A 19,924-nucleotide genomic window follows, 5' to 3' on the forward strand; every position below is an offset into this window, starting at 1 on the left:
GAAGGTGCTCGTACTGCATGGCCTGTGCACGACCGACGGCGTCCTCTCGCTGTGGGCCGAGGACTCCGTGCTGCCCGCACGCAGCGAGAGCACGCGCCGGGACGCGCTACACCCGTTCGCGGCACCGCCCGAGTCGTTGGCCGCCGCGCTCGGGCAGGAACCACACAAAACGACCACGCGGGCGCTGTTGCTGCCGTCGTTCGCGTCGGGACCCATGGCGTCACCTGAGCTGGTCCGCGACCCGCTGACGGCCGGACGGGCGCCGCGCGGCAAGGTGCAGCTGCGGCAGTGGGGCGTGCCCACGATCCGTTTCGACGGCATCCCGGAGATCGGTGCCGAGACGCGGCTGAGCGACTCCGCGCGGTTCGTGTTCGACGTCGCCGGGTTCGCCGCCGATCTGGTCGACCGCGGCCGTGTGCTCCCCTCGGTCGCGCCGGATCGGGCCGTCGCGCGGTGGGCGCCGGTGCTGTCGGGCACGGACTCGGCGCGGTTCGCGGCGCTGCAGGCCTCGATGCCGCCCGCCTGCCGGTGCGAGGAGATCGCCAGCGACCCGGCGGAGCTGGTGCGCGCGGCACTCACGAACGCCGTCGACGAACAGGTGCGGAGCCGGTTGAGCGGCACGGCCCTCGCCCCGGTACGGCGTGGCCGCGAGACGACGGCGGAGTCGTGGCTCGCCGCGCTCACCGGTGAGCCCGCGTTCGACGCGGACCCGGTCGAGCTCTACGAACTGCGCGAACAGCTGGACCGCTGGAGGGGCAGCGCGGGCAGCGAGAGCCCGGTGCGCACGTGCTTCCGACTGCGGTCGCCCGAGCAGCGCGACGAGGACGAGTGGGCCGTCGAGTTCCTGCTGCAGGCCGTCGACGAGCCGAGCGTCCTCGTGCCCGCGCACCAGGTCTGGTTCGCGGACGACGGCGTGCTGCGGCGCTGGATCCCGGCGCCGCAGGAGCACCTGCTGGCCGACCTCGGCCGCGCGAGCAAGCTGCACCCCGATCTCGACGAGGCGCTGCGCGGCTCGCACCCGGCCGAGATGGAGGTCGGCGCGGAGGGCGCGTACCGATTCCTGCAGGCGGCGCCCGTACTGGCGCAGGCGGGGTTCGGCGTGCTGCTGCCGTCGTGGTGGCAGCAGACGACGAAGCTGGGCCTGAAGCTCACCACCAAGAGCCGCGGCACCGCTGGAACCGTCGCCAAGGAGAGCGAGATCGGCCTCAAGTCCATCGTGGACTACAAGTGGGAGCTCGCCCTCGGCGAGGAATCGCTCACCGACGCCGAACTGGCCGAGCTCGCCAGGGCGAAGGTGCCGCTGGTCAAGGTGCGCGGCCAGTGGGTCCAGGTCGACCAGAAGCGGCTCGCGGCAGGGCTCGCGTTCCTCCGGCGCGGCGGTGGGCAGATGACCGCGGCCGAAGTCATGCTCCACAGTGGACTCACCGAGGAGGACGAGAGCCTGCCGCTGCCGTTGATGGCGGTCGAGGCCGACGGCTGGCTCGGTGACCTGCTGTCCGGCAAAGCTGACGAGCAGCTTGAACCCGTTGAGCCGCCGGCGAACTTCGGCGCCCAGTTGCGCCCGTACCAGCAGCGCGGACTGGCCTGGCTCGCGTTCCTCGACAAGATCGGGCTGGGCGCGTGCCTGGCCGACGACATGGGCCTCGGCAAGACCGTTCAGCTGCTGGCACTGGAAGCGCTGAACCGCTCTCACGGCACGAGGCCTCCCACGTTGCTGGTGTGCCCGATGTCCGTCGTGGGCAACTGGCAACGCGAGGCGGCGCGGTTCACCCCGGAGCTGAAGGTGCACGTGCACCACGGCGCCGACCGCCTGGACGGCGACTCGCTGCGCGAAGCCGTGGAGAGCAACGACCTCATCCTCACCACCTACGCACTCGCCGCCCGCGACGCCGACGCGTTGAGCGACCTCACCTTCGATCGCGTGGTGCTCGACGAGGCGCAGAACATCAAGAACAGCGCCACCCGCCAGTCCCAGGCCGTGCGCCGGCTCAACGCGCGGCACCGCGTCGCGCTGACCGGCACGCCCGTCGAGAACCGCCTGGCCGAGCTCTGGTCGATCATGGACTTCGCCAACCCCGGTGTGCTCGGCACGGTCAACACGTTCCGCGCCCGCTTCGCCGTCCCGGTGGAGCGCCACAACGACCAGGACGCCGCCGCCCGCCTGCGCAAGATCACGAACCCGTTCGTGCTGCGCCGCGTGAAGACCGATCCGCGCATCATCAGCGACCTGCCGGACAAGGTCGAGATGCGCCAGCTGTGCAACCTCACCACCGAGCAGGCCTCGCTCTACCAGGCCGTCGTCAACGACATGCTGGAGAAGATCGAGGAAGCGGAAGGCATCGGCCGCAAGGGCCTGGTGCTCGCGACCATGTCGAAGCTCAAGCAGGTCTGCAACCACCCGGCCCACTTCCTCGGCGACGGCTCCCGCGTCGCCGGCCGCTCCGGCAAGCTCGCCCGCCTGGAGGAGGTGCTGGAGGAAGTGCTCGCCGAGGGCGACAAGGCGTTGTGCTTCACGCAGTTCACCGAGTTCGGCAGCATGCTCGTGCCGTACCTGGCCGCGCGCTTCGACACCGAGGTGATGTTCCTGCACGGCGGCACGAACAAAGCCGCCCGCGACCGCATGGTCGAACGCTTCCAGGACAAGAAAGGTCCGTCGCTGTTCCTCCTCTCGCTCAAGGCAGGCGGCACCGGGCTCAACCTCACCGCCGCCAACCACGTGATCCACCTGGACCGGTGGTGGAACCCGGCCGTGGAGGACCAGGCGACCGACCGCGCGTTCCGGATCGGTCAGAGCCGCAACGTGCAGGTGCGCAAGTTCGTCTGCATCGGCACGCTGGAGGAGCGCATCGACGCCATGATCGAGGAGAAGCGCGCTCTGGCCCAGCTGGTGGTCGGCGCCGGTGAGAACTGGCTCACCGACCTGTCCACCGCGCAGCTGAGGGACCTGCTGACGCTGTCCGGGGAGGCCGTCGGTGAGTGAGCACTGGTCGGGTGAAGGCCCTCGTTACGGCAAGACCATCAAGGTGGACAACGGCATCAAGGCGGTGAGCAAGCGCGGAGACATCGGCGCCACCTGGTGGTCGCGGCGCTTCATCGAGGTGCTGGAGTCGTTCGGCATGGGCGGCAGGCTGACCCGCGGCCGCAACTACGCGCGGCAGGGCCAGGTCCTGTCGTTGTCGCTGTCCACGAGCATGGTCATCGCCCTGGTGCAGGGCTCGCGGCCCACGCCGTACAAGACGCGGGTCGCGATCAAGTCGTTCACGGGCCAGGAATGGCAACGCATCGAGCACGCCCTCGCGGGCAAAGCCCTCTATGCGGCGAAGCTGCTGGCCGGCGAGATGCCGTCCGACATCGAGACGTTGTTCGCGTCGCTGGGGTTGCAGCTCTTCCCCGCGACACAGCGCGAGCTGACGATGGACTGCACCTGCCCGGACTGGGAAGTGCCGTGCAAACACCTCGCCGCCACCTGCTACCTGCTGGCCGAGTCGTTCGACAACGACCCGTTCGAGATCCTCGCCTGGCGCGGGCGCGGCCGTGAAGAACTGCTCGAACGCCTCCGCACGTTGCGAGGAACGGCGCGCGCCGCCATCGCTCGCGAGGAGGCGCCGCCGCTGACGAAGTGCCTCGACACGTTCTGGCAGAAGCAGACCGCCACGAGCATCAACCTCGGCGACCCCACCGCGGTGGTGCGCGCCGACGCCGTGCTCGACCAGCTCGAGGCCGTGCCGATCACGGTGGGCAAGGCGTCGCTGGTGGACCTGCTGCGCCCGGCCTACCTCTCCCTGCCGCCAGGCGACTAGGTGTGATGTCCCGGGGAGGGGGTGATGGGTGGCTGGCCTCCAAATTCGTTCGGTGAGAGGCGCGGGCGAGCGCCCCGGAGATGGCGTCGCCACGCCCTCATACGGGGCACCCGGTGGCCCGCATGATCAGATCCGGCCGAGCCGCAGGAACACCGACTCGCCGGGACCGTCTTCCAGCTGCGGATGCGCGCCAGTGGCTGCCTCTGCAAGAGGGCGGCAGATCGTGCCTGAGCGCAACGGTGTTGCCTGATTGCTCGCAGGCGCGGGAGAAGCAGCCGGGACCGCGCGCAACGCGCTTGATGCCATGGCGCACCCGGTGGGGCACTGGAGTCCGAGCGCGTTCAGGCGCGGAACGGCAGCGAGGCCCGGGTTGTGACGGCCAGAGGCGTGACGGTGCTCGGCGGTACCGGTCGGCGGCCGGTGGGCCGCCGGACCCGTTGGGCGCTGTGCGGTCCGGGCGCGGTGGCGTGGGGGCGCGCGGAAGGCGAGGCGGCTCGGGTCGGCGGGCGGGTGTGGGTGAGGGGGTGGGCGGCGTGGGGCCGCCCGTGCCCGGAGGGTCAGTGGGGGAGCTTCTGCCTGGAGCGGTTGGACCACAGGGTCACGCCGGCGCCGGCGAGGCCTACCTGCAGGGCCAGTTCGATCCAGTCGATGCCCGGGGTGTCGGCCACGCCCAGGACGGTGGCCGCCGCGGTGCCCAGCAGGGCCGCGACGATGCCCACGAGGATGGTCGCGAGCAGCGACATGTGTTGCCTGCCCGGCATCACCAGGCGGCCGAGGCCGCCGATGATCGCGCCGAAGAGGAGCGCGGTGAACAAGCCGCCGATTTCCACTGTGTACCCCCTGTGACACTGCACTTGACTCTGGTGCCTGCCACTCCAGGGTCCGCCGGGCGGGGGGTCTCGCGAATCAGGTCTTCCCCTGACCCGCCCCTGAGTTCCCCCCTAGCAGCACGGCGGCTGTCGCGGAGAGTTCGCGGCCCGGGACGTCCGGGTCGCAGCCCACCCGCGCGAGGCGGGCGCGGATGGCGGTGGGGGAGCGCTCCATCTCGTCGGCCAGGGACCTGATGAGCTTCGGGGAGCCGGCGTCGGACGGGGTGAGCCAGGTGGTGCGCAGTGCGGTGTCGAGGGCTTCGGTCCAGGGCTGGTTGGCGTTGGCGTGGCGGGTGGGGCGGCTGCGCAGGCGCGTGTGGGCGCCCAGGACGCGCGAGAGGAGCTTGCCGATCGTGGTGCCGCCCTCGACCGGCAGGCGCAGGCGGCCGTCCGCGATCACCTCGCCGGAGTCGAGCGACCCCAGCAGGTCGAGCACCATCGAGTCGTCGGAGTCGGTCGTCGCGCTCAGCCGGTAGTTGACCTCGCCGAGCTTGACCTCGTTGTGGAAGGTGGATGTCATGGGGTCGACGTTAGGGACGGGGTCTGACGGTTTTTCCGGGGTGAGGCCCCTGGAGGCCCCGGTGATGCGGGGAGTTCACCCGATGGGGTGGCTAGCCCGCCGTCACGGCTCCTCGGCCGGTACCTATGTCGGCCCTGTCCGCGGCCCTGCGCCCCGCACCCCAGCCGGCGGCCGAGCGGACCGTCACGCGTGAGGTCCGCGTCCGCGTGAACATCTCCTCGAACAACGTGTCCACGGCCTTCTTGCGGTCCGCCAGCACCGGCAGCAACCGCTCGTCCGAGACGATCGGGTCGTCCGGCGAGTCGGGGGAGTCCGGCGCGGCCGTCATGGCCTCCAGTCGTTCCCCGATCCGCGACGCGTAGGCCACCAGGAACGACTTCCGGAACGGCCGTGAGCGCGCCTCGCTGCCCTTCCCGGCCTTGCCACCCACAGCGACCATCGCCCGTGTGGCCTGCACGAGCAGGGACGTCGACAGCAGCTCCACGCTCTCCAGGTCCACCTCGTCCCCGACCAGCGCGACGAACCCGAACCCGTCGTACGCGACCGCCCGCGACCGGAACGCCTCCGCCACCACGTGCACGAGCTGCGACTTCTCCTTGAAGTAGCTCTTGTCGAGCCACAACCGCCGCGAGGTGGCGAGTGCCGGCAGGTCCGCGTCGAGCATCGCCCGCTCCAGCGCGTACCGGTTCATCAGCTCCTGGGCCTTGGCCGACAGCGCCTCGGCCTCCTCGGGGAACGCCGTCGACTCGGCCTTCGCCAGCAGCCCGCGCACCCGGTTGAGCACCTTCGGGTCCAGCCCCGCGCGCACGGCCGACATCAGCACGTCGCCCGGCAACGGCAGGATCTGCGGCAACGAGGGCATCCGCCCCAGGAGCTTCAGCAGCTCAGCCGCCGTGCGGTTCGCGTACGACAGCGTCTCGATGTGCCGTGTCGCCCACGCCTGCAGCAGCTCCCCCTCCCACCACACGGAGGCGCCGATCTCGTCCAACTGACCTTTCCACCGCGGATGCACCGTCTCCGGGGCATGCGGCGAACAAGACAGAGCGATCACGTCCACCACGAGAGAGGTGGCGGACTCATCGAGCGAACGCGCCACCATCTCGCGCACGTCGTACGGCAGCCAGCCGCGCTGCCAGAGCGCGTCGACCGCTTTCACCAGTTCCACGTCACGCAGTATGAGACGTCCGCCATGTGCACAGGTCGGGGACCACCTGGTAGACACGGGATGTGATCGAGCTCCAGTTCCGCGGCCGGACCGTAGTCCGTGAGCACGCGCTGGTGATGGCGATCATCAACCGCACCCCCGACTCGTTCTACGACAGGGGCGCCACCTACGCCGAGGACGTGGCCATGGAGGCCGTGCACCGCGTCGTGGCCGAGGGCGCGGACATCGTGGACATCGGCGGCGTGAAGGCGGGCCCCGGCGACCTGGTCGACTCGGGCGAGGAAGTGCGCCGGGTCGTGCCGTTCATCGCCCGCGTGCGCGACGCGTACCCGGAGCTGATCATCAGCAGCGACACGTGGCGCGCGGACGTCGGCCGGCTCGTCTGCGAGGCCGGTGCCGACCTGCTCAACGACACGTGGGCGGGCGCGGACCCGCACCTGGCCGAGGTCGCCGCGGAGTACGGCGCCGGTTACGTCTGCTCGCACACGGGCGGTGCGGTGCCCCGCACGCGTCCGCATAGGGTGAGCTACCCGAACCTCGTCGCGGACGTCATCGCGGAGACGACGCAGCGCGCGGAGAGGGTGGTCGCGCTCGGTGTGCCTCGCAAGAGCGTGCTGATCGACCCCACACACGACTTCGGCAAGAACACGTGGCACAGCCTCGCGCTGGTGCGGCACACGGACGCGTTGGTCGCGACCGGGTGGCCGGTGCTGATGGCTCTGTCCAACAAGGACTTCGTCGGGGAGACCCTCGGCGTGGAACTGCACGAGCGCGTCGAGGGCACCCTCGTCGCGACTGCGATCGCGGCGTTGGCGGGCGCCGCGGTCTTTCGCGCGCACGAGGTGGCGCGCACCAGACGAGTACTCGAGTCCGTCGCTCGACTGTGAGCTGGAGGTATCAGGTGGACGACGTCTTCGCCCGGTTTTCGGACGACCGGTGGGACGACTTCCTCGACGAACTCGACAAGATCCGCGTGAGCGTGGTGGATCCCGCGGAACGACAGCAGATGAAGGCGACCGCGCGCCGCGACGCACGAGAGGCCGGCACCCAGCCGTTGCTCGTGCGGATGGCCCTCGCGGACCACTACCTGAACCTGCTCGCCATCGGCGTGTGGGCGGGCGACGAGAGCTGGCGTGCCGACCTGCGTGACCTGGTCGTCTCTCTCGTGCCCGAGGACGAAGGATCACGCGACGACGCGCTGTTGAGCTCTGTCATCGCCGTGGTGCTCGCACAGCTGCTGCAGGACGCACGGCTGCGCGGCGGTTCCGAGGCCGATGTCATCGCACGGTCGGCGTGGGAGAAGGCCCAGGAGTGGGCGGCCTACGCGGAGGACCGTCACGTGGAACGGCTCCTGCAGCACTCCACGGAGGCCGGTGCGCGCGTCGTTACGGCCTCGGAGGTGCAGGAGGTCATCGAGCTCGCCACGGCCGCGGCGGACGACCAGCACGCCGAGACGATCGCCGCGCTGGAGACCGAGGGCTTCACCGCGGAGTTCATGAACGGCGTGTGGGTCGTCGAGGGCGAGTTCCGCAACGCCGTGCGGGCCGCTGCGCGCGCGATCACGCTCACGGGCCACGGCTGCGTCCTCGCGCGCAACATCCGGTCATCGGCCGTGATGCTGTGGCACGAGAACACGCTCGCCATGGCCGACTCGAAGGTGCCGCGCTGGCGCGTCTACCCGATCCTCGCGCCCGTCACGCCGCAGTCGAAGTTCTCGGGTGGTGAAGGCCTGCCGTTCACCCGCGAGACGCACCCGTTGGCACCCGCTCCGGAAGTCGTGCGCCGGTTGGCCGACGCCGCCGGCGTCAACCTGTCCCATCTGCTGGCTGCATTGCGGTGAAAGGGTGATCTTTGCCTTTCCGCTACCTCGACTCGTTATCTTGGTGTCATGCCCAGATTTGCCGAGTTCGATGTGGAAGGCCTGCGAAAATCCAGCGCCGTCGCGGACTTTCCCTGGTCAGAGACGTGGGTCACGTTGATCCGCGTGGACGCCAAGGGAGTTGTCCGGCAAGCGAAGTCGTTGACGGAGAAAGTTTCTTTGCTGACGGTCGCGTCGGACAAGGATCTCGTCATCGCGTCCTGTCCCGAGATTTACGCGGTCGACGACCTGTCGGCCGCCCGTGCCGCCGTCAGGGCTTCGGTCGCACGCGAAATGATCCCAAGCCTCGGATGAACGACTCCCGCCACTCGGGCTCAGCGGCGAGCACGAGTTCCGGGGAACGCCTCAGGAGCGTTCCGAACGCGATCTCACCCTCGATGCGAGCGAGCCGCGCCCCGACGCAGTAGTGGATCCCGTGACCGAACCCGACGTGTGGGTCTCTGCCCAGCTGCAACACGTCCGGATCGGGATACCGGGACGGATCCCGGTTCGCCGCTCCCAACGAGATGGTGACCTGCGAAGATCTGGGAATCGTGACCCCTCCGATCATCACGTCGGACGTGGCGACACGACCCACCCCCAGAGCCAGTGGCCCGTCGAGGCGCAGGAACTCCTCGACGGCCTCCGGAACCGTGATCGGATCGTCCGCCAGCGACCGTTTCAGGTCCGGGTCGCGCAGCAGGGCGAGCAGGCCGTTGCCGATGAGGTGCACGGTCGTCTCGTGTCCTGCCGTGATGAGCAACACGAGGTTCATCACGAGGTTCGGTTCGTCGCGGAGCTCGGTGATGACGTCGTCACCGGGCTCCTTCGTCTTCAGGAGCCGCTCGACGTACGCCGCGAACCTGCCGAAGGCCTCGGTCATGGTCGCGGGGACGACCAGCTCGGTGGAGAGCGTCCGGATCTCGTCTCTGTCCTCTTCGGGCACACCTAGAAGTTCACAGATGACGGTGATCGGGAGCGGATGGGCGAACGTCTCGATGACGTCCACCTCCTCCGCGTCCTCCCACGCGTCGAGGAGTTCGTTGGCGATCTGTTCGATGCGCGGGCGCAGCGCTTCCATGCGCCGTGTGGAGAAAGCGCGCGCGACAGGCTTGCGTAGCTGCGTGTGCTCCGGCGGGTCCGTGTGGCTCAGCATGCCGCCGAGGAAAAGGGCGCTGCTGAGGCCGGGGTGGCTGAGAGCCTGAACGACGTCGTCGTAGCGGCTGATCATCCACGACCTCTGGCCGTCCGGGGTCTCGACCAGCGCGGGTCCCCGTGCGCGCCACTCGTCGAAGTACGGGGCTGGATCCGTGTAGAAGCTCATGCCGTCATCGTGGTGTTCGCGCTGTTCAGAGGCATGAGTAAGGCATCACCCACCTTTGCGGCGCCGATCACCTAGCCTGACGTCATGGGGTGGCCGTTCGTGGGGAGGGACGCCGAGCTCACCGCGGTCCGGCGTGCGGTGCGCGGCGCGGGCCTGATCGTGGCGGGTCCTGCGGGCGTGGGCAAGACACGGCTGTTGGACGAGGTCGGGTGCGACGTCCGGTTGCGTGCCACGGCGGCGATGTCGGAGATTCCACTCGGCGTGTTGGCGCCCTTCTTGCCGTCGGTCGACCCCTCGCCATTGGCCATGCTGACCGCCGCACGGGCCGTGTTACGCGGTCGAGTCGTGGCGGTCGACGACGTTCATCTGCTCGACGACGCGTCGGCCGGACTGCTGCACCAGCTCGTCCAGCACCGGGAAGCCGTCGTGGTGGCGACGTTGCGTTCGGGCGAACGCGCGCCCGACCCGGTGGTGGCGCTCTGGAAGGACGAACTGCTTCCGCGCATCGAACTCGAACCGCTCGGCCGTGCCGCGGTCGTCGAGGTGCTGGAGACCGTGCTCGGCGGTGTGCTGGAAAGCGCGACGGCCGATCGGCTGTGGACAGCATCCGCCGGAAACATGTTGCTGCTGCGAGAGATGCACTTCGCCGCGCAGTGGGTGTCACACGGCGGTGTGTGGTCGTTGGACGGTCCGCTGCCGCTGTCGCCACGGCTGGTGGAGCTGATCGAGGCCCACCTCGCCGTCGTGCCGGCCGAGGAACGCCGGGTGCTGGAGCTGCTCGCGTTCGGCGAACCGATGGACCTGGCCGCGTCGGAGGCGTTGGACGGGCTCGTGACCGTGACCGACGAGGGACTGCGGCTCGGGCATCCGTTGTACGGCGAGGTGTTGCGCGCGCAGTGCCCTCCTCTGCGCAAGCGCAACCATCAGCGGTACCTGGCCTCCGTGCTCGACGACCCGTTGCGCGTCGCGGTGTTGCGTCTGGACAGCGGGACAGCAGACGATCCCGCGTTGCTCTTGAAAGCCGCGAACCTCGCCAGCGCGACAGGTGGTCTTGTTCTGGCAGAACGACTCGCACGCGCCGCATGGTCGATCGGCGGCGGCGTGGAGGCCGCACGGCTGCTCGCCCAAGTACTGCTGTTCACCGACCGTCCGGTGGAGGCCGAAGAGGTCTTCGCGATGATCGCCACGGACGACGACTCGGTGGAGCAGCGCACCATGCGGGCCCTGAACCTCGGCTGGGGCCTGGGGCGGCACGAGGAAGCCGCGGCGATGCTGGAGGACGACCTCGCACGAGCCGTGCTCCTGTTCTACGCGGGCAAGTACGACGAGGTCCGCGCGTTGCTCTCCTACACCGAACCCGCCGAGGCCGCGATCCTCGCGATGGTCGACGTGGTGCAGGGACGGTACGTGGGCCCGTTCCCGGTCATCCCGCCGAACCCGGAGGCCGGGCTGGGCGCGACGACGACGGTGTTCGCCGAGGCGTTCGTGCACGCCACGCACGGCGACCTGGCGCAAGCGGAACGCCTTGCCGTGCAGGCGCATCAGGAGAAGGCCGAGTGGGACTCCATGCGGTCGACCTGGGCGGTGTCGCTGGCCGGGATGGCGCTGGCCGGTGGGCGGCTGCGGGAGGCGCGGAGGTTGCTGCGGGAGGCGCGGCCCGCCCAGCCGTTCGTCCAGCTGTGCCTGCTAGCGCAGGTGGAGGCGATGCTGGGCAACGACGCGCGCTCGCTGCTCGCCGAGGCGGAAGAGCTGGTGCCGCAGGGGATGCGGCCGTACCTCCTCGGGTTGTGGACGGCCCGGATCTGGGCCGGCGGTGTGTCGCCATTCGACGCGGCCGCCGACGTGCGCGCGTACGGGGAGTACGCAGCGGAGGCGATGCTTCTGCACGAAGCCGTGCGTCTCGGTCACGCCGCTGAGGCTCTCGCACGGCTGCAGGAGCTCGCCGCGATGACCACCGGACTGTTGGTGCCGGTGTACGCCGCGCACGCGGAGGCGTTGGTGCGCAACGACTCTGCCGCGTTGGTCGGGGTGGCTTCGCGGTTCGAGGAGGCGGGTTTCCTACTGTTCGCTGCGGAAGCTGCGGCGGAGGCGGGTGACCGCGCGTTGTTCGGGCGGTTGATGGCGCACTGCGAGGGGGCGCGCACGCCGGCGTTGACGCGAATGACGTTGACTCCGCTCACGCCGCGAGAGCGCGAGATCGCCGTGCTGGCTGCACGGGGCCTGACGAACAAGGAGATCGCCTCGTCGTTGGTGATCTCCGCGCGCACGGTCGACAACCACCTGTCCAACGCCTACGCGAAGCTCGGCATCACGACCCGCGGTGAGCTCGCGTTGGTCCTTACGGATGACCTCGGCGGCTGGGGATAACGCTCGGCACGGGTCCGAGCGACAGGTCCGGCATGAGCAACGGCTACGCGGTCGTCGACGTCGAGACCACCGGGCTTTCGCCAGGTCAGCACCACCGGGTGATAGAGGTCGCCGTCGTGCACCTCGACGCGTCCGGCCGCCGCACCGACGAGTGGTGCACGCTCGTCAACCCGCGCCGCGACCTTGGCGCCCAGCACGTGCACGGCATCAGCGCTGCCGAGGCCCGTCGCGCCCCCGAGTTCGCCGGGATCGCCGGTGAACTCGCCCAGCGGCTTTCGGGACGGGTGCTCGTCGCGCACAACCTGTCTTTCGACCTGCGGTTCCTGCAGGCCGAGTTCGCGAGGCTCGGCCACGAGTTCACTGCGGAGTCGGGACTGTGCACCATGAACCTCGCCGGTCGCTACCTCGGCGCGTCGTCGCGGTCGCTGGCGGCGTGCTGCGAAGTGGCCGGTGTACCGATGGGCACCGCGCACTCCGCACTGCACGACGCGCGCGCGTCTGCGGGGCTCCTGGCGCTCTGCGTGGACCGCATCGGGCATGTGGAGCCGGTGCGGTTGACCGTGCCGCGCACCGTGAACGCGTTCGCCGTGCAACGCGGCCACGTACACGGAACCGAACAGCACTTCTTGGCGAAGCTCGTGCGGCTGCTGCCCCGCGTGGAGACGTCGTCGGGCGATGAGTACCTCGACGTGCTCGACCGGGCGTTGGTCGACCGGCATCTGTCCTCGGAGGAGCAGGAGGAGCTGCTCGAAGTGGCTCTTGCGCTGAACCTTGGGCTGCCGCAGGTGATGGAGTTGCACCGGGGCTACCTCGCTGCTCTGGCCGACGCCGCCTGGGAGGACGGCCGGGTGACCGCGGACGAGGAGGCCGATCTGAGGCTGGTCGCGTCGTTGCTCGGGGTGGACGTCGCTGACTCGTTGCGCAGGCCGGTGCGGCTGTCGCTCGGGGATCTCGTGGTGTTCACCGGGGAGATGCGGGAGGCCCGGAATGTGTGGGAGAGCCGAGCTTCGTCGGCTGGGCTCACCGTGAAGGCCGGCGTGACGAAGAAGACCGCGGTGGTGATCGCGGCTGATCCGGATTCGATGTCGGGCAAGGCGGACAAGGCGCGCACGTACGGGATTCCGGTGGTGTCCGAGGACCTGTTCGCCGGGCTGCTCGGCGAGTTGAGCGGGTCGGCATGAGTGAGGACGTGAGGCGCGTGGCGGAGCTCATCCGTGAACGGAACCGCATCGACGCCGCGCTGGCCGCGTGCATCCGGAGGCCCGCGCTGCCCGGACACCTCGGCGACTGGATCGCGGCGCGGATCCTCGGAATCGCGCTCGTGCCGCACGCCAACAGGGGAGTCGACGGACGGCTCGCCGACGGCAGGACCGTGAACGTCCGGTGGTCCACGAAACGCGAAGGCATCCTCGACCTGCACGAGAACGGGCCGGAGGTCTACCTCGTGCTGGCCGGGCCGAAGTCAGCGCCGTCGAGCTCGGTCGGCACATCCCGGCCGTTGGTCATCGAAGCCGTGTACCTGTTCGACGCCGCCGCGCTCATGGACGACTTACGCGCGCGAGGACGCAAAATCGGCACCGCGTCCAGCGTCCGTGACGAACTGTGGGAGGCCGCAGAGATCTATCCGCGGCCCAACACGGCGTTCCCGCTCACCGACGCTCAACGAGAGCTGCTGGCGTTGTTCAGTCATCAGCCGTGAGGCTGTGGCCGTCCCACGTGAAGCGCACGGTCGTCACGGCGTCGTCCCCGTCCGTGCCGGTGGTGAGCTGGTGGATGGCGATGCCGGTCAGCTCCCGGTAGTCGCACCACTCGTGGTCCGACGTGAGCACCAGGTCGAGGTCGAAGTTGACCAGCAGCTCCAGCAGCTGGCCTCGGTTGGTGGCGTCGACGCCCACGAACACCTCGTCCAGCAGGATGAGCCGGGGTGCGTGAGGGGTGGCGTGGTAGTGCGCGGCCGCCGCGGCGAAGAGGGGGAGGTGCAAGACGATGGCCTTCTCGCCGCCGGAGAGGGCGCCGTGCACGCGTTTGGTGACGGGGACCCAGCCTTCGCCTCTGTCCACCTTCACGACGAACTGGTGCCACGTCGTGTAGTCGAGCACCTGGGCGAGTTGTTGTTCCCAGCCCGTTGCGGAGTCGTGTGCGCGTGCCTCTTCCACGCGCTCGCGGAAGAACTGGTGCAGGAGTTCGCGTTCGTGGTCGTTCAGGTCTGAACGCAGCAGGAGGTCGCGGGCTTCTTTGGTGCCCGGCGGCAGTTGGGGGTCTACCTGCCAGTCGAGTTGCACGCGGATGCCGGAGGCGGTCTGGACGCGCTCCAAGCCTTGGTTCATGATGCCGACCAGCTCGGAGGCGCCCTGGATGCGCTGGGCGATGTGCCTTCGGGTGTCGCCGGTGAGGGTCTGGTCGAAGAGGTCGCGTTCGACGTCGGTGATGTGGGTGCGGATGCGGTCGCGTTCGGACTGCAGTGTGTGGAGCAGGGCGTGGGCGCCCATGCGCTTGCCGTCGAGTGTCGCGGTGAGGACTGTGACGTCGTCGTCGGGGTCCAGGGACAGGTCGATGCGGCCGGCGAGTTGTTGCTGGGCCTCGTGCACGGCCATGCCCAGGCGGGACTCGGAGTCGCGGATCAGGCGCGGGTCGACCGGGCCGTCGGGCACCTCGCCGGCGTCGGCGGGCAGGTGGCTGCTGGTCAGGTGGCGGTAGCGCGTGTCGGCGGCCGCGTGGGCGACGGTGGCTTCCGCGGCGCGTGAGGTGTCGGTCCTGCGCTTTTCCTCCAACGTGCCGAGGGTGCGCGCCAGGCCCGTTTGCTTGTCCAGCAGCAGTTCGCGTTGCTCGGCCAGATCGAGTGCCTTGGCGCGCAACGAGATGAGCTGCTGGTCGAGGGTGTGGAACTCGGCGCCCGCGGCCCGTTCGACGGTCTCCAGCGTGACGGTGAGGTCGGAGGCTTCCTGCTGACGAGCCGAGGCCGTCTCCTCCGCCTCGTCGGCCAGCGCGCTGCTCACCGAGGCACGGCTGCCGGCCTCGACCGACAACGTCTCCGCGGACAGGGCGTCACGGCGGTCGTCCAGCCAGCGGTGTGCCGCCGTGCCGAACGCCGTCAGCACGTCCGCGTCGGGCACCTCCGCGTTCTGGTCGAGCTGGGCGACGACGGCCTCGGCCTCGGACACCTGGCGCAGCGCGGCGGCGACGGCGTCCTTGCGCGCCGCGCACCGCAGCTGGGCCTTCGTGCGCTGTTCCTCGGCCATCTCCATCGGGTCGGTCGAGGGCTTGCGGGCGATCTCGCCGGCGAGGGTCGCGCGGCGGACGGCGATCTGGTTGCGCGCCGCGTCCACACCGGACAGGTCCGTCGCGAGCTGCTCGATCAGACCGGTGAGCTCGGCGATCCGGCCCGCGCGAGCGCGTTGGCGGGCGTCGGCGCCGATGTAGGTGTGGGTGGGCTTGCTCCAGCGGCCGTGGGCGTTGCCCAGGCGCCACGACCCGTCCGCGCCGATGGCGGTCGTGTGGCCGGACGCGGTCTCACCGAAGGCGATGCTGTCGAGGAACTGGTGGCAGCGCTCGTCCTCGGTGGCGAGCACCTCCAGCAGCGTCGTGCCGGGGGCCGGGCCGGAGAGCAAGGGCTCTGCGAAGCGGTCCTGGTCGGACAGCTCGAACGACGTGTCCGGTGTGAGCCACGCGTCGAGCAGGCCCGACGCCTCCAGGGCCGCCTCGACCGCGCTGCGGACGGAGGGCGGCGTGTCGGGGCGGAACTCGACCAGGCGCCACAGCGGGGCGCCTGCCGCGGAGACGCGGTAGGCGCCGTCACGCGTGTAGGGCGCGGGCGGCGGCACGTCGACCTGGTTGGCGAGCTTCTCGCGGATGGACCGGTACTGCGACAGCTGGCTGTTCAACGCCGCGCGCGTCTCGTCCAGGCGCGCCTCGATGCGGCTGAACTCCTCGCGGGCGAGAGCGGCCGCCTCGACGACCTCGTGGTGCTCGGAGACGTTCAGCTCGGAACAGCCGCGCGCCCACGTGTCGACGTCCGCGCAGAACTTCGCAAACGCTTGCTCGAACGTCCGCTGCGCCGTGGTCTCCGCCTCCGCGGCGAGCTCGAGCTCGTCACGGGTCTCCTCGAGCCGTTGGCGGGCGGCGTTCCGTGCGTTGACTGCTCTCTCGTGTGCGGCAACGGCACGCGTGAGAGAGTTGATCTCGGCCGAACGCGACTCGACGGCCGCGGTGAGCAGCTGACGCCCCGCCTTCGCGTCGGCGCCGGACTCGATCTCCTCCAGCACCGACGGCATGCCTGCCCGCTCGGCGGCTTCCCGTGCGAGGACGACGGACCGTCGCAGTTCATCGGCCCGTGCGGCCGCCTCGGACTTGGCCTGCCCGGCCAGTTCCTCGTCGGCGACGGCACGCGCGCGGAGCTTCGCGGCGTGCGCGGCCGCCTCCGAGGCGCGCAGGGACGCGGCGGAGAGCTGCTGCCGCAACAGGTCGAGCTGCTTGCCCTCCTGGTACGCGGGCAGGTCGGAGATGCCGGAGATCTCCGCGTCGACCGCGCTCGCCTCGCGTCCCAGCGCCGCGAGCTGGTCGAACGCCTCGTCGGTGAGCGTGATCTGGCGCTCGTAGCGGTGGTCGCTCATCCTGGAGGCCCTGGTCAGCTCGTCGAGCTGCTCGGTCGCGGTCTCCAACGCCCACGAGGCCGTGCCCAGCACGCGCTGGGCGTAGACGCGCTGCACGCCCGCGAGCCGTTCGACGGCGGTGATCTCCTCGTCGAGCCTCCGCAACCCCTCGCGCTGACGGTCGAGCCGTTCGAAGCCCTCGGCGATCTCGGTGAGATCCGACTGGTCGAGCGGCGGAAGTGCCTTGGACAGCAACGAGGACAGCACGCTCGGGTCGAGCCGCTCGGACAACTTGGGCGTGCGCAGCTGCAGCAGAGCCGTGATCAGCGAGTCGTACCGTTGCTCGCTCACGCCGGGGAACAACGTCGTCCGCACCGTGTGGCGGTAATCAGCAGGAGAGGTGTGCACGACACCGTGTTCGCCGATCGCCGCGGTGAGATCGGTCGTGGTCAACGGGCGCCCGGCCTCGTTCACCAGCGCCAGATCACCGACCCTGAGCGACGTCGTGAAGTACGTGGCGCCGACGTTGGACGTGTTCGTGGTGGCCTGAAGACGCGCACCGCACGTGAACCACTGCTCGCCGTGCTGGAACTCCAGCCACACGTACCCGACGCGCGTGCTGCCCTGGTTGCCCTCGCCCATGAGGTTCCAGTGCATCGTGCGGTCCGCACTGCCGAACGTCGACAACCGGTGCGGACGCAGGTTCGCGTCGAACAGGTACGGCAGCAGCAGCTCGAGCGCTTTCGACTTGCCCGTGCCGTTGGGGCCCCTGAGCAGCAGTCTGCCCTGGTAGAACGAGAAGATCTCGTCGTAGTAGCGCCAGACGTTGATGATGCCGGCGCGGCTCGGTTGCCACCGGTCAGTCATTGGGCTCCTCGACCGCGTACCTGGCTGCGGCGGGCAGCCTGTGAACGGTGCCGTTCTCCGTGCGCGCGAGCCCGAACGCTTCGAGCAGCTCGAGCCCGTCCGCCGCGAGCCTGCTCGCTCCACCGTCCGACTGGTAGGCCTTGGCCCAGTTGCGGAACCGGGTGAGCACCTCGCGTGCTTCCTCGGCCAGTTCCTCCGTGGTGGCAGGACCCAGCGCCAACCGGTCGAGCAACAGCAACGCGGCGACCTTCGCGTTGTTGTCGTCGTCCGGGAACCTCGTGTCCGTGGCGATCGCGTCGGCGTCGACCACGACGTACCCCTCTTTGCGCTCCTCCAGCGTGCAGCCGGCCAGCGTGATCCCCGTCTGCACGACCTTACGGCCGGCGGGGGAGCCGAGGAACGCGAGCTGGCTCGCCGTCAGATCTTCCTTGTACACCACGGGATCGTCGATGAGCCTGCGCATCACGGAGTGCCGCTGCCACAGGCTGCGGTGCGCGTTCTCGTACCGCGACTCGTACGTCAGGTCCTCAATCGTGTCCACTGTGGAGGGTGCGACCGGTGAGGAGAGCAAACGCGTGATGAGTGTCGGGTCCGCGCGAATCTGCTCGTTGGCCTCTATCGCGCCGTGTTCTTCGAGGAACGTCAACACGCCGTTGAACGCGTTCCGGTCGCTGCGCCTGCCCGGATCGAACTCCATGTCGTCGGCCTGCTTGAGGCGCGACGTCAGGTCGTCGAGCGTTGTCACCGGCGTGGTCAGCAACTCCGCGCACACGAGACACAGCAACACGTACCGCCGCCGGTCGAACGCCGGTCGCGTGCGGTCGGGCCGTTGCGTCGTCTTGAACAGACGCGCGTAGCCGGCGCGCGGCTCGACGATCACACGCCAGCCGCAGTAGTAGTCGAACCACTTGGTGATCGGTTCGCGGCGCCTTCTGATGAGGTCGAAGCCGTCAGGATCCTGGCCGTTGGCGAGCAACGGCCGCGCGAGCAGCAGGCGAACGCCACGCGCCACCTCTTCGCTCTCCAGCCGTGCGAGCTGGTTCCCCGTGCGGCTCATCGGCTCTGCACGTCGATCACGTAGTCGGGCCCGCTCAGCGTGCCCTTCTGGGTGGTCATGGTCGCCCAGCCGCGCGCGTTGCGCAGGTTGATCTGCATCCGCCCGTCACTCGTCCCGGCCGAGCGCGTGCCCGTGCTGTCCGGATCGCTGCCCAGCGCCCGCCCCACCAGGTCGATCAGCCGGTGGAACGTGTCGTGGTCGAGGTTCGTGAGCGTGGAGATCCGGATCGCGCCGTCGGTCTGGATCTGCGACCACGCGTACTCGAGCTCGGCGCGTTCCTTCTCCGCCTGCTCGCGGCGGCTGCGGCGCACCTCGTCGACGTTGCGGACCTTGCCGGTGGCACCGATGTGCTCCTGCTTCCCGGTGGCGCGCAGCTGCGGCGACACGGGCACGGGCGGCGTGTTGTGCCAGGCCTCGGCACTGGGCAGCAGCTCACCGTCGGCGTGCGCGAGGTGCGCGTGCCGGGCGGAGTAGAGCCCGAACGCGGCGTTGAACAGCTCGTGCGCCTCGTCCTCGGTCTCGGTGCGCGCGAACCACTTCGCCAGCGCGCGGAAGTCTGCGGCGGTGTTCGTCGGCTTCTTACGCTGCTCGCTGATCCGGTCGAGGACCCTGAGCAACTGGACGATGGCTTTGCGCGACACGTCCTGCAACTCGTCCACGTTGTGGAACCAGGTCCTGAGGCTCTCCCAGGCCTTCGCGCGGTTCTGGAGCCAGTTCTCGTCCTGGTGCAGGCCGGCGCCGTTGCGCGCGCGTTCGTGCAGCGCGACCGCGTCGATGCCGTTGATCCTGTCGCGGATCTGCTGCTTGCGAGCGTCCAGGTCCGCGATGAAGTCGCGCAGGTAGGTGATCGTGGTGCGCTTGACGTCCTGGAAGGTCGCGAGGTCGGTGTCCTCGTCGCGCAGCAGCCGCTGCAGGTCCGCGTTGAACCGCGTGGTGTTGGTCCTGAGGGCCGAGAGGTGGCCTTCGAGCTCCATCAGCGCCGTGAACGTGCGCTGGTTGTCCAGTGGTGTGCTCAGCTCGTCGAGCCGGGCGGCGATCGCGTCGACTGTGGCGGTCTGCAGCGACCCGCTGCCCGTCAGGGTGTCGAGCGCGTGCTTCAGCCCCGCGTACGCGGCCTCGCCCAGCTTCGTGAGTCCGTACTGCTGCTGCGCCGTGTCGATCAGGCCCCACTGGCGCAAGGAGGTGAGGGAGGCGGTCAGCTCGTCGTCCGTCACCGGCTCGGACCAGCCGGCCTCCCTGAGCCGTTGCTGCACGTCGTCGAGGCTCAGCACGGTCTTGAGGTGCTCGTTCGCCAGGCCGAACGCGCGCAGGACCGCGGTGTGCAGCTCTGCGTCGCCGGTCGTGGTGAAGCGAAACAGGTCCGCAGGCACCGGTGGGAACGTCGTCACCTGCACCACCGTAGCTTGTCGCGCCGGAGCCTCTGGGTGCCTGGGCGGGCCATCGTCAGACCGGAAAACCTCCCAGGAGGCCGACCGGCTCGAGCTCCACTTCGACCCGGTGCGCCAGGC

15 protein-coding genes are annotated in these 19,924 nt (G+C 69.7%); 8 read left to right on the forward strand and 7 right to left on the reverse strand.

The genetic code is table 11. From position 1 onward, the window contains the following. The first annotated feature begins 4 nt into the window (after positions 1–4). Both IE307_RS26040 and IE307_RS26045 read left to right on the forward strand, forming a co-directional pair. Positions 5–2,980, forward strand: coding sequence for a DEAD/DEAH box helicase (locus tag IE307_RS26040; RefSeq protein WP_191301980.1), 2,976 nt, complete (start codon positions 5–7; stop codon positions 2,978–2,980). Next, positions 2,973–3,800, forward strand: a complete 828-nt coding sequence (locus IE307_RS26045) for an SWIM zinc finger family protein (protein WP_191301981.1) — start codon at positions 2,973–2,975, stop codon at positions 3,798–3,800. Before IE307_RS26040 ends, IE307_RS26045 begins: the two co-directional genes overlap by 8 nt. A 557-nt stretch (positions 3,801–4,357) precedes the next feature. Here the strand turns inward: IE307_RS26045 and IE307_RS26050 are convergent. The 3 genes from IE307_RS26050 to IE307_RS26060 form a co-directional block, all read right to left on the reverse strand. Beyond that, the gene (locus IE307_RS26050; protein ID WP_191301982.1) at positions 4,358–4,630 is read right to left on the reverse strand and encodes a GlsB/YeaQ/YmgE family stress response membrane protein; all 273 of its coding nucleotides are present in this window, start codon (positions 4,628–4,630) and stop codon (positions 4,358–4,360) included. A gap of 76 nt (positions 4,631–4,706) precedes the next feature. Continuing rightward, a complete protein-coding gene (locus IE307_RS26055) occupies positions 4,707–5,189 on the reverse strand; it encodes a hypothetical protein (RefSeq protein ID WP_191301983.1) in 483 nt (160 codons plus the stop codon). Between the two features lie 91 nt (positions 5,190–5,280). After that, positions 5,281–6,354: a DUF2786 domain-containing protein gene (locus IE307_RS26060; RefSeq protein ID WP_191301984.1), complete on the reverse strand. Its 1,074-nt coding sequence runs from the start codon at positions 6,352–6,354 to the stop codon at positions 5,281–5,283. A gap of 62 nt (positions 6,355–6,416) precedes the next feature. Between IE307_RS26060 and folP the strand changes: the two genes are divergently transcribed. The 3 genes from folP to IE307_RS26075 are packed head-to-tail and all read left to right on the forward strand — an operon-like array spanning position 6,417 to position 8,527. Further along, on the forward strand, positions 6,417–7,241 hold the full coding sequence (gene folP, locus IE307_RS26065) for a dihydropteroate synthase (protein WP_191301985.1): 825 nt from the start codon (positions 6,417–6,419) through the stop codon (positions 7,239–7,241). Between the two features lie 14 nt (positions 7,242–7,255). Then, positions 7,256–8,194: a hypothetical protein gene (locus IE307_RS26070; protein ID WP_191301986.1), complete on the forward strand. Its 939-nt coding sequence runs from the start codon at positions 7,256–7,258 to the stop codon at positions 8,192–8,194. 48 nt (positions 8,195–8,242) lie between these two features. After that, positions 8,243–8,527: a hypothetical protein gene (locus IE307_RS26075; protein WP_084401906.1), complete on the forward strand. Its 285-nt coding sequence runs from the start codon at positions 8,243–8,245 to the stop codon at positions 8,525–8,527. On the opposite strand, the gene IE307_RS26080 is transcribed toward IE307_RS26075, so the two are convergent. Then, positions 8,484–9,536, reverse strand: coding sequence for a cytochrome P450 family protein (locus IE307_RS26080; RefSeq protein WP_191301987.1), 1,053 nt, complete (start codon positions 9,534–9,536; stop codon positions 8,484–8,486). The two genes, IE307_RS26075 and IE307_RS26080, sit on opposite strands and share 44 nt — an antisense overlap. Before the next feature lie 84 nt (positions 9,537–9,620). Here IE307_RS26080 and IE307_RS26085 point away from each other — a divergent pair, with 84 nt between their 5' ends. The 3 genes from IE307_RS26085 to IE307_RS26095 are packed head-to-tail and all read left to right on the forward strand — an operon-like array spanning position 9,621 to position 13,602. Next, on the forward strand, positions 9,621–11,903 hold the full coding sequence (locus tag IE307_RS26085; RefSeq protein WP_191301988.1) for a helix-turn-helix transcriptional regulator: 2,283 nt from the start codon (positions 9,621–9,623) through the stop codon (positions 11,901–11,903). A gap of 32 nt (positions 11,904–11,935) precedes the next feature. Beyond that, positions 11,936–13,084 carry an exonuclease domain-containing protein gene (locus tag IE307_RS26090; protein ID WP_191301989.1) on the forward strand — a complete coding sequence of 383 codons (1,149 nt, stop codon included), beginning with the start codon at positions 11,936–11,938 and terminating at the stop codon, positions 13,082–13,084. Next, entirely contained in the window at positions 13,081–13,602 is a 522-nt protein-coding gene (locus tag IE307_RS26095; protein ID WP_191301990.1) for a DUF6998 domain-containing protein, read from the forward strand. The genes IE307_RS26090 and IE307_RS26095 overlap by 4 nt, the downstream gene beginning before the upstream one ends. Here the strand turns inward: IE307_RS26095 and IE307_RS26100 are convergent. The 3 genes from IE307_RS26100 to IE307_RS26110 are packed head-to-tail and all read right to left on the reverse strand — an operon-like array spanning position 13,586 to position 19,804. Then, positions 13,586–17,359: a TIGR02680 family protein gene (locus IE307_RS26100; RefSeq protein ID WP_191301991.1), complete on the reverse strand. Its 3,774-nt coding sequence runs from the start codon at positions 17,357–17,359 to the stop codon at positions 13,586–13,588. The genes IE307_RS26095 and IE307_RS26100 overlap by 17 nt on opposite strands. Further along, entirely contained in the window at positions 17,352–18,416 is a 1,065-nt protein-coding gene (locus tag IE307_RS26105) for a TIGR02678 family protein (RefSeq protein ID WP_191301992.1), read from the reverse strand. The genes IE307_RS26100 and IE307_RS26105 overlap by 8 nt, the downstream gene beginning before the upstream one ends. Beyond that, positions 18,413–19,804: a TIGR02677 family protein gene (locus IE307_RS26110; protein ID WP_229905068.1), complete on the reverse strand. Its 1,392-nt coding sequence runs from the start codon at positions 19,802–19,804 to the stop codon at positions 18,413–18,415. Before IE307_RS26110 ends, IE307_RS26105 begins: the two co-directional genes overlap by 4 nt. Positions 19,805–19,924 lie beyond the last annotated feature (120 nt).

Origin of the sequence: Lentzea cavernae, from assembly GCF_014653695.1 — a bacterium.
In the GTDB taxonomy this organism is placed as follows: Bacteria; Actinomycetota; Actinomycetes; order Mycobacteriales; family Pseudonocardiaceae; genus Lentzea; species Lentzea cavernae.

What these genes read in the sequence shown, in the direction of transcription:
- IE307_RS26085 (WP_191301988.1), top strand. Translation starts at nt 9,621, where the DNA reads ATGGGGTGGCCGTTCGTGGGGAGGGACGCCGAGCTCACCGCGGTCCGG.
- IE307_RS26090 (WP_191301989.1), top strand. Translation starts at nt 11,936, where the DNA reads ATGAGCAACGGCTACGCGGTCGTCGACGTCGAGACCACCGGGCTTTCG.
- IE307_RS26100 (WP_191301991.1), bottom strand. Translation starts at nt 17,359, where the DNA reads ATGACTGACCGGTGGCAACCGAGCCGCGCCGGCATCATCAACGTCTGG.
- IE307_RS26055 (WP_191301983.1), bottom strand. Translation starts at nt 5,189, where the DNA reads ATGACATCCACCTTCCACAACGAGGTCAAGCTCGGCGAGGTCAACTAC.
- IE307_RS26080 (WP_191301987.1), bottom strand. Translation starts at nt 9,536, where the DNA reads ATGAGCTTCTACACGGATCCAGCCCCGTACTTCGACGAGTGGCGCGCA.
- IE307_RS26105 (WP_191301992.1), bottom strand. Translation starts at nt 18,416, where the DNA reads ATGAGCCGCACGGGGAACCAGCTCGCACGGCTGGAGAGCGAAGAGGTG.
- IE307_RS26095 (WP_191301990.1), top strand. Translation starts at nt 13,081, where the DNA reads ATGAGTGAGGACGTGAGGCGCGTGGCGGAGCTCATCCGTGAACGGAAC.
- IE307_RS26075 (WP_084401906.1), top strand. Translation starts at nt 8,243, where the DNA reads ATGCCCAGATTTGCCGAGTTCGATGTGGAAGGCCTGCGAAAATCCAGC.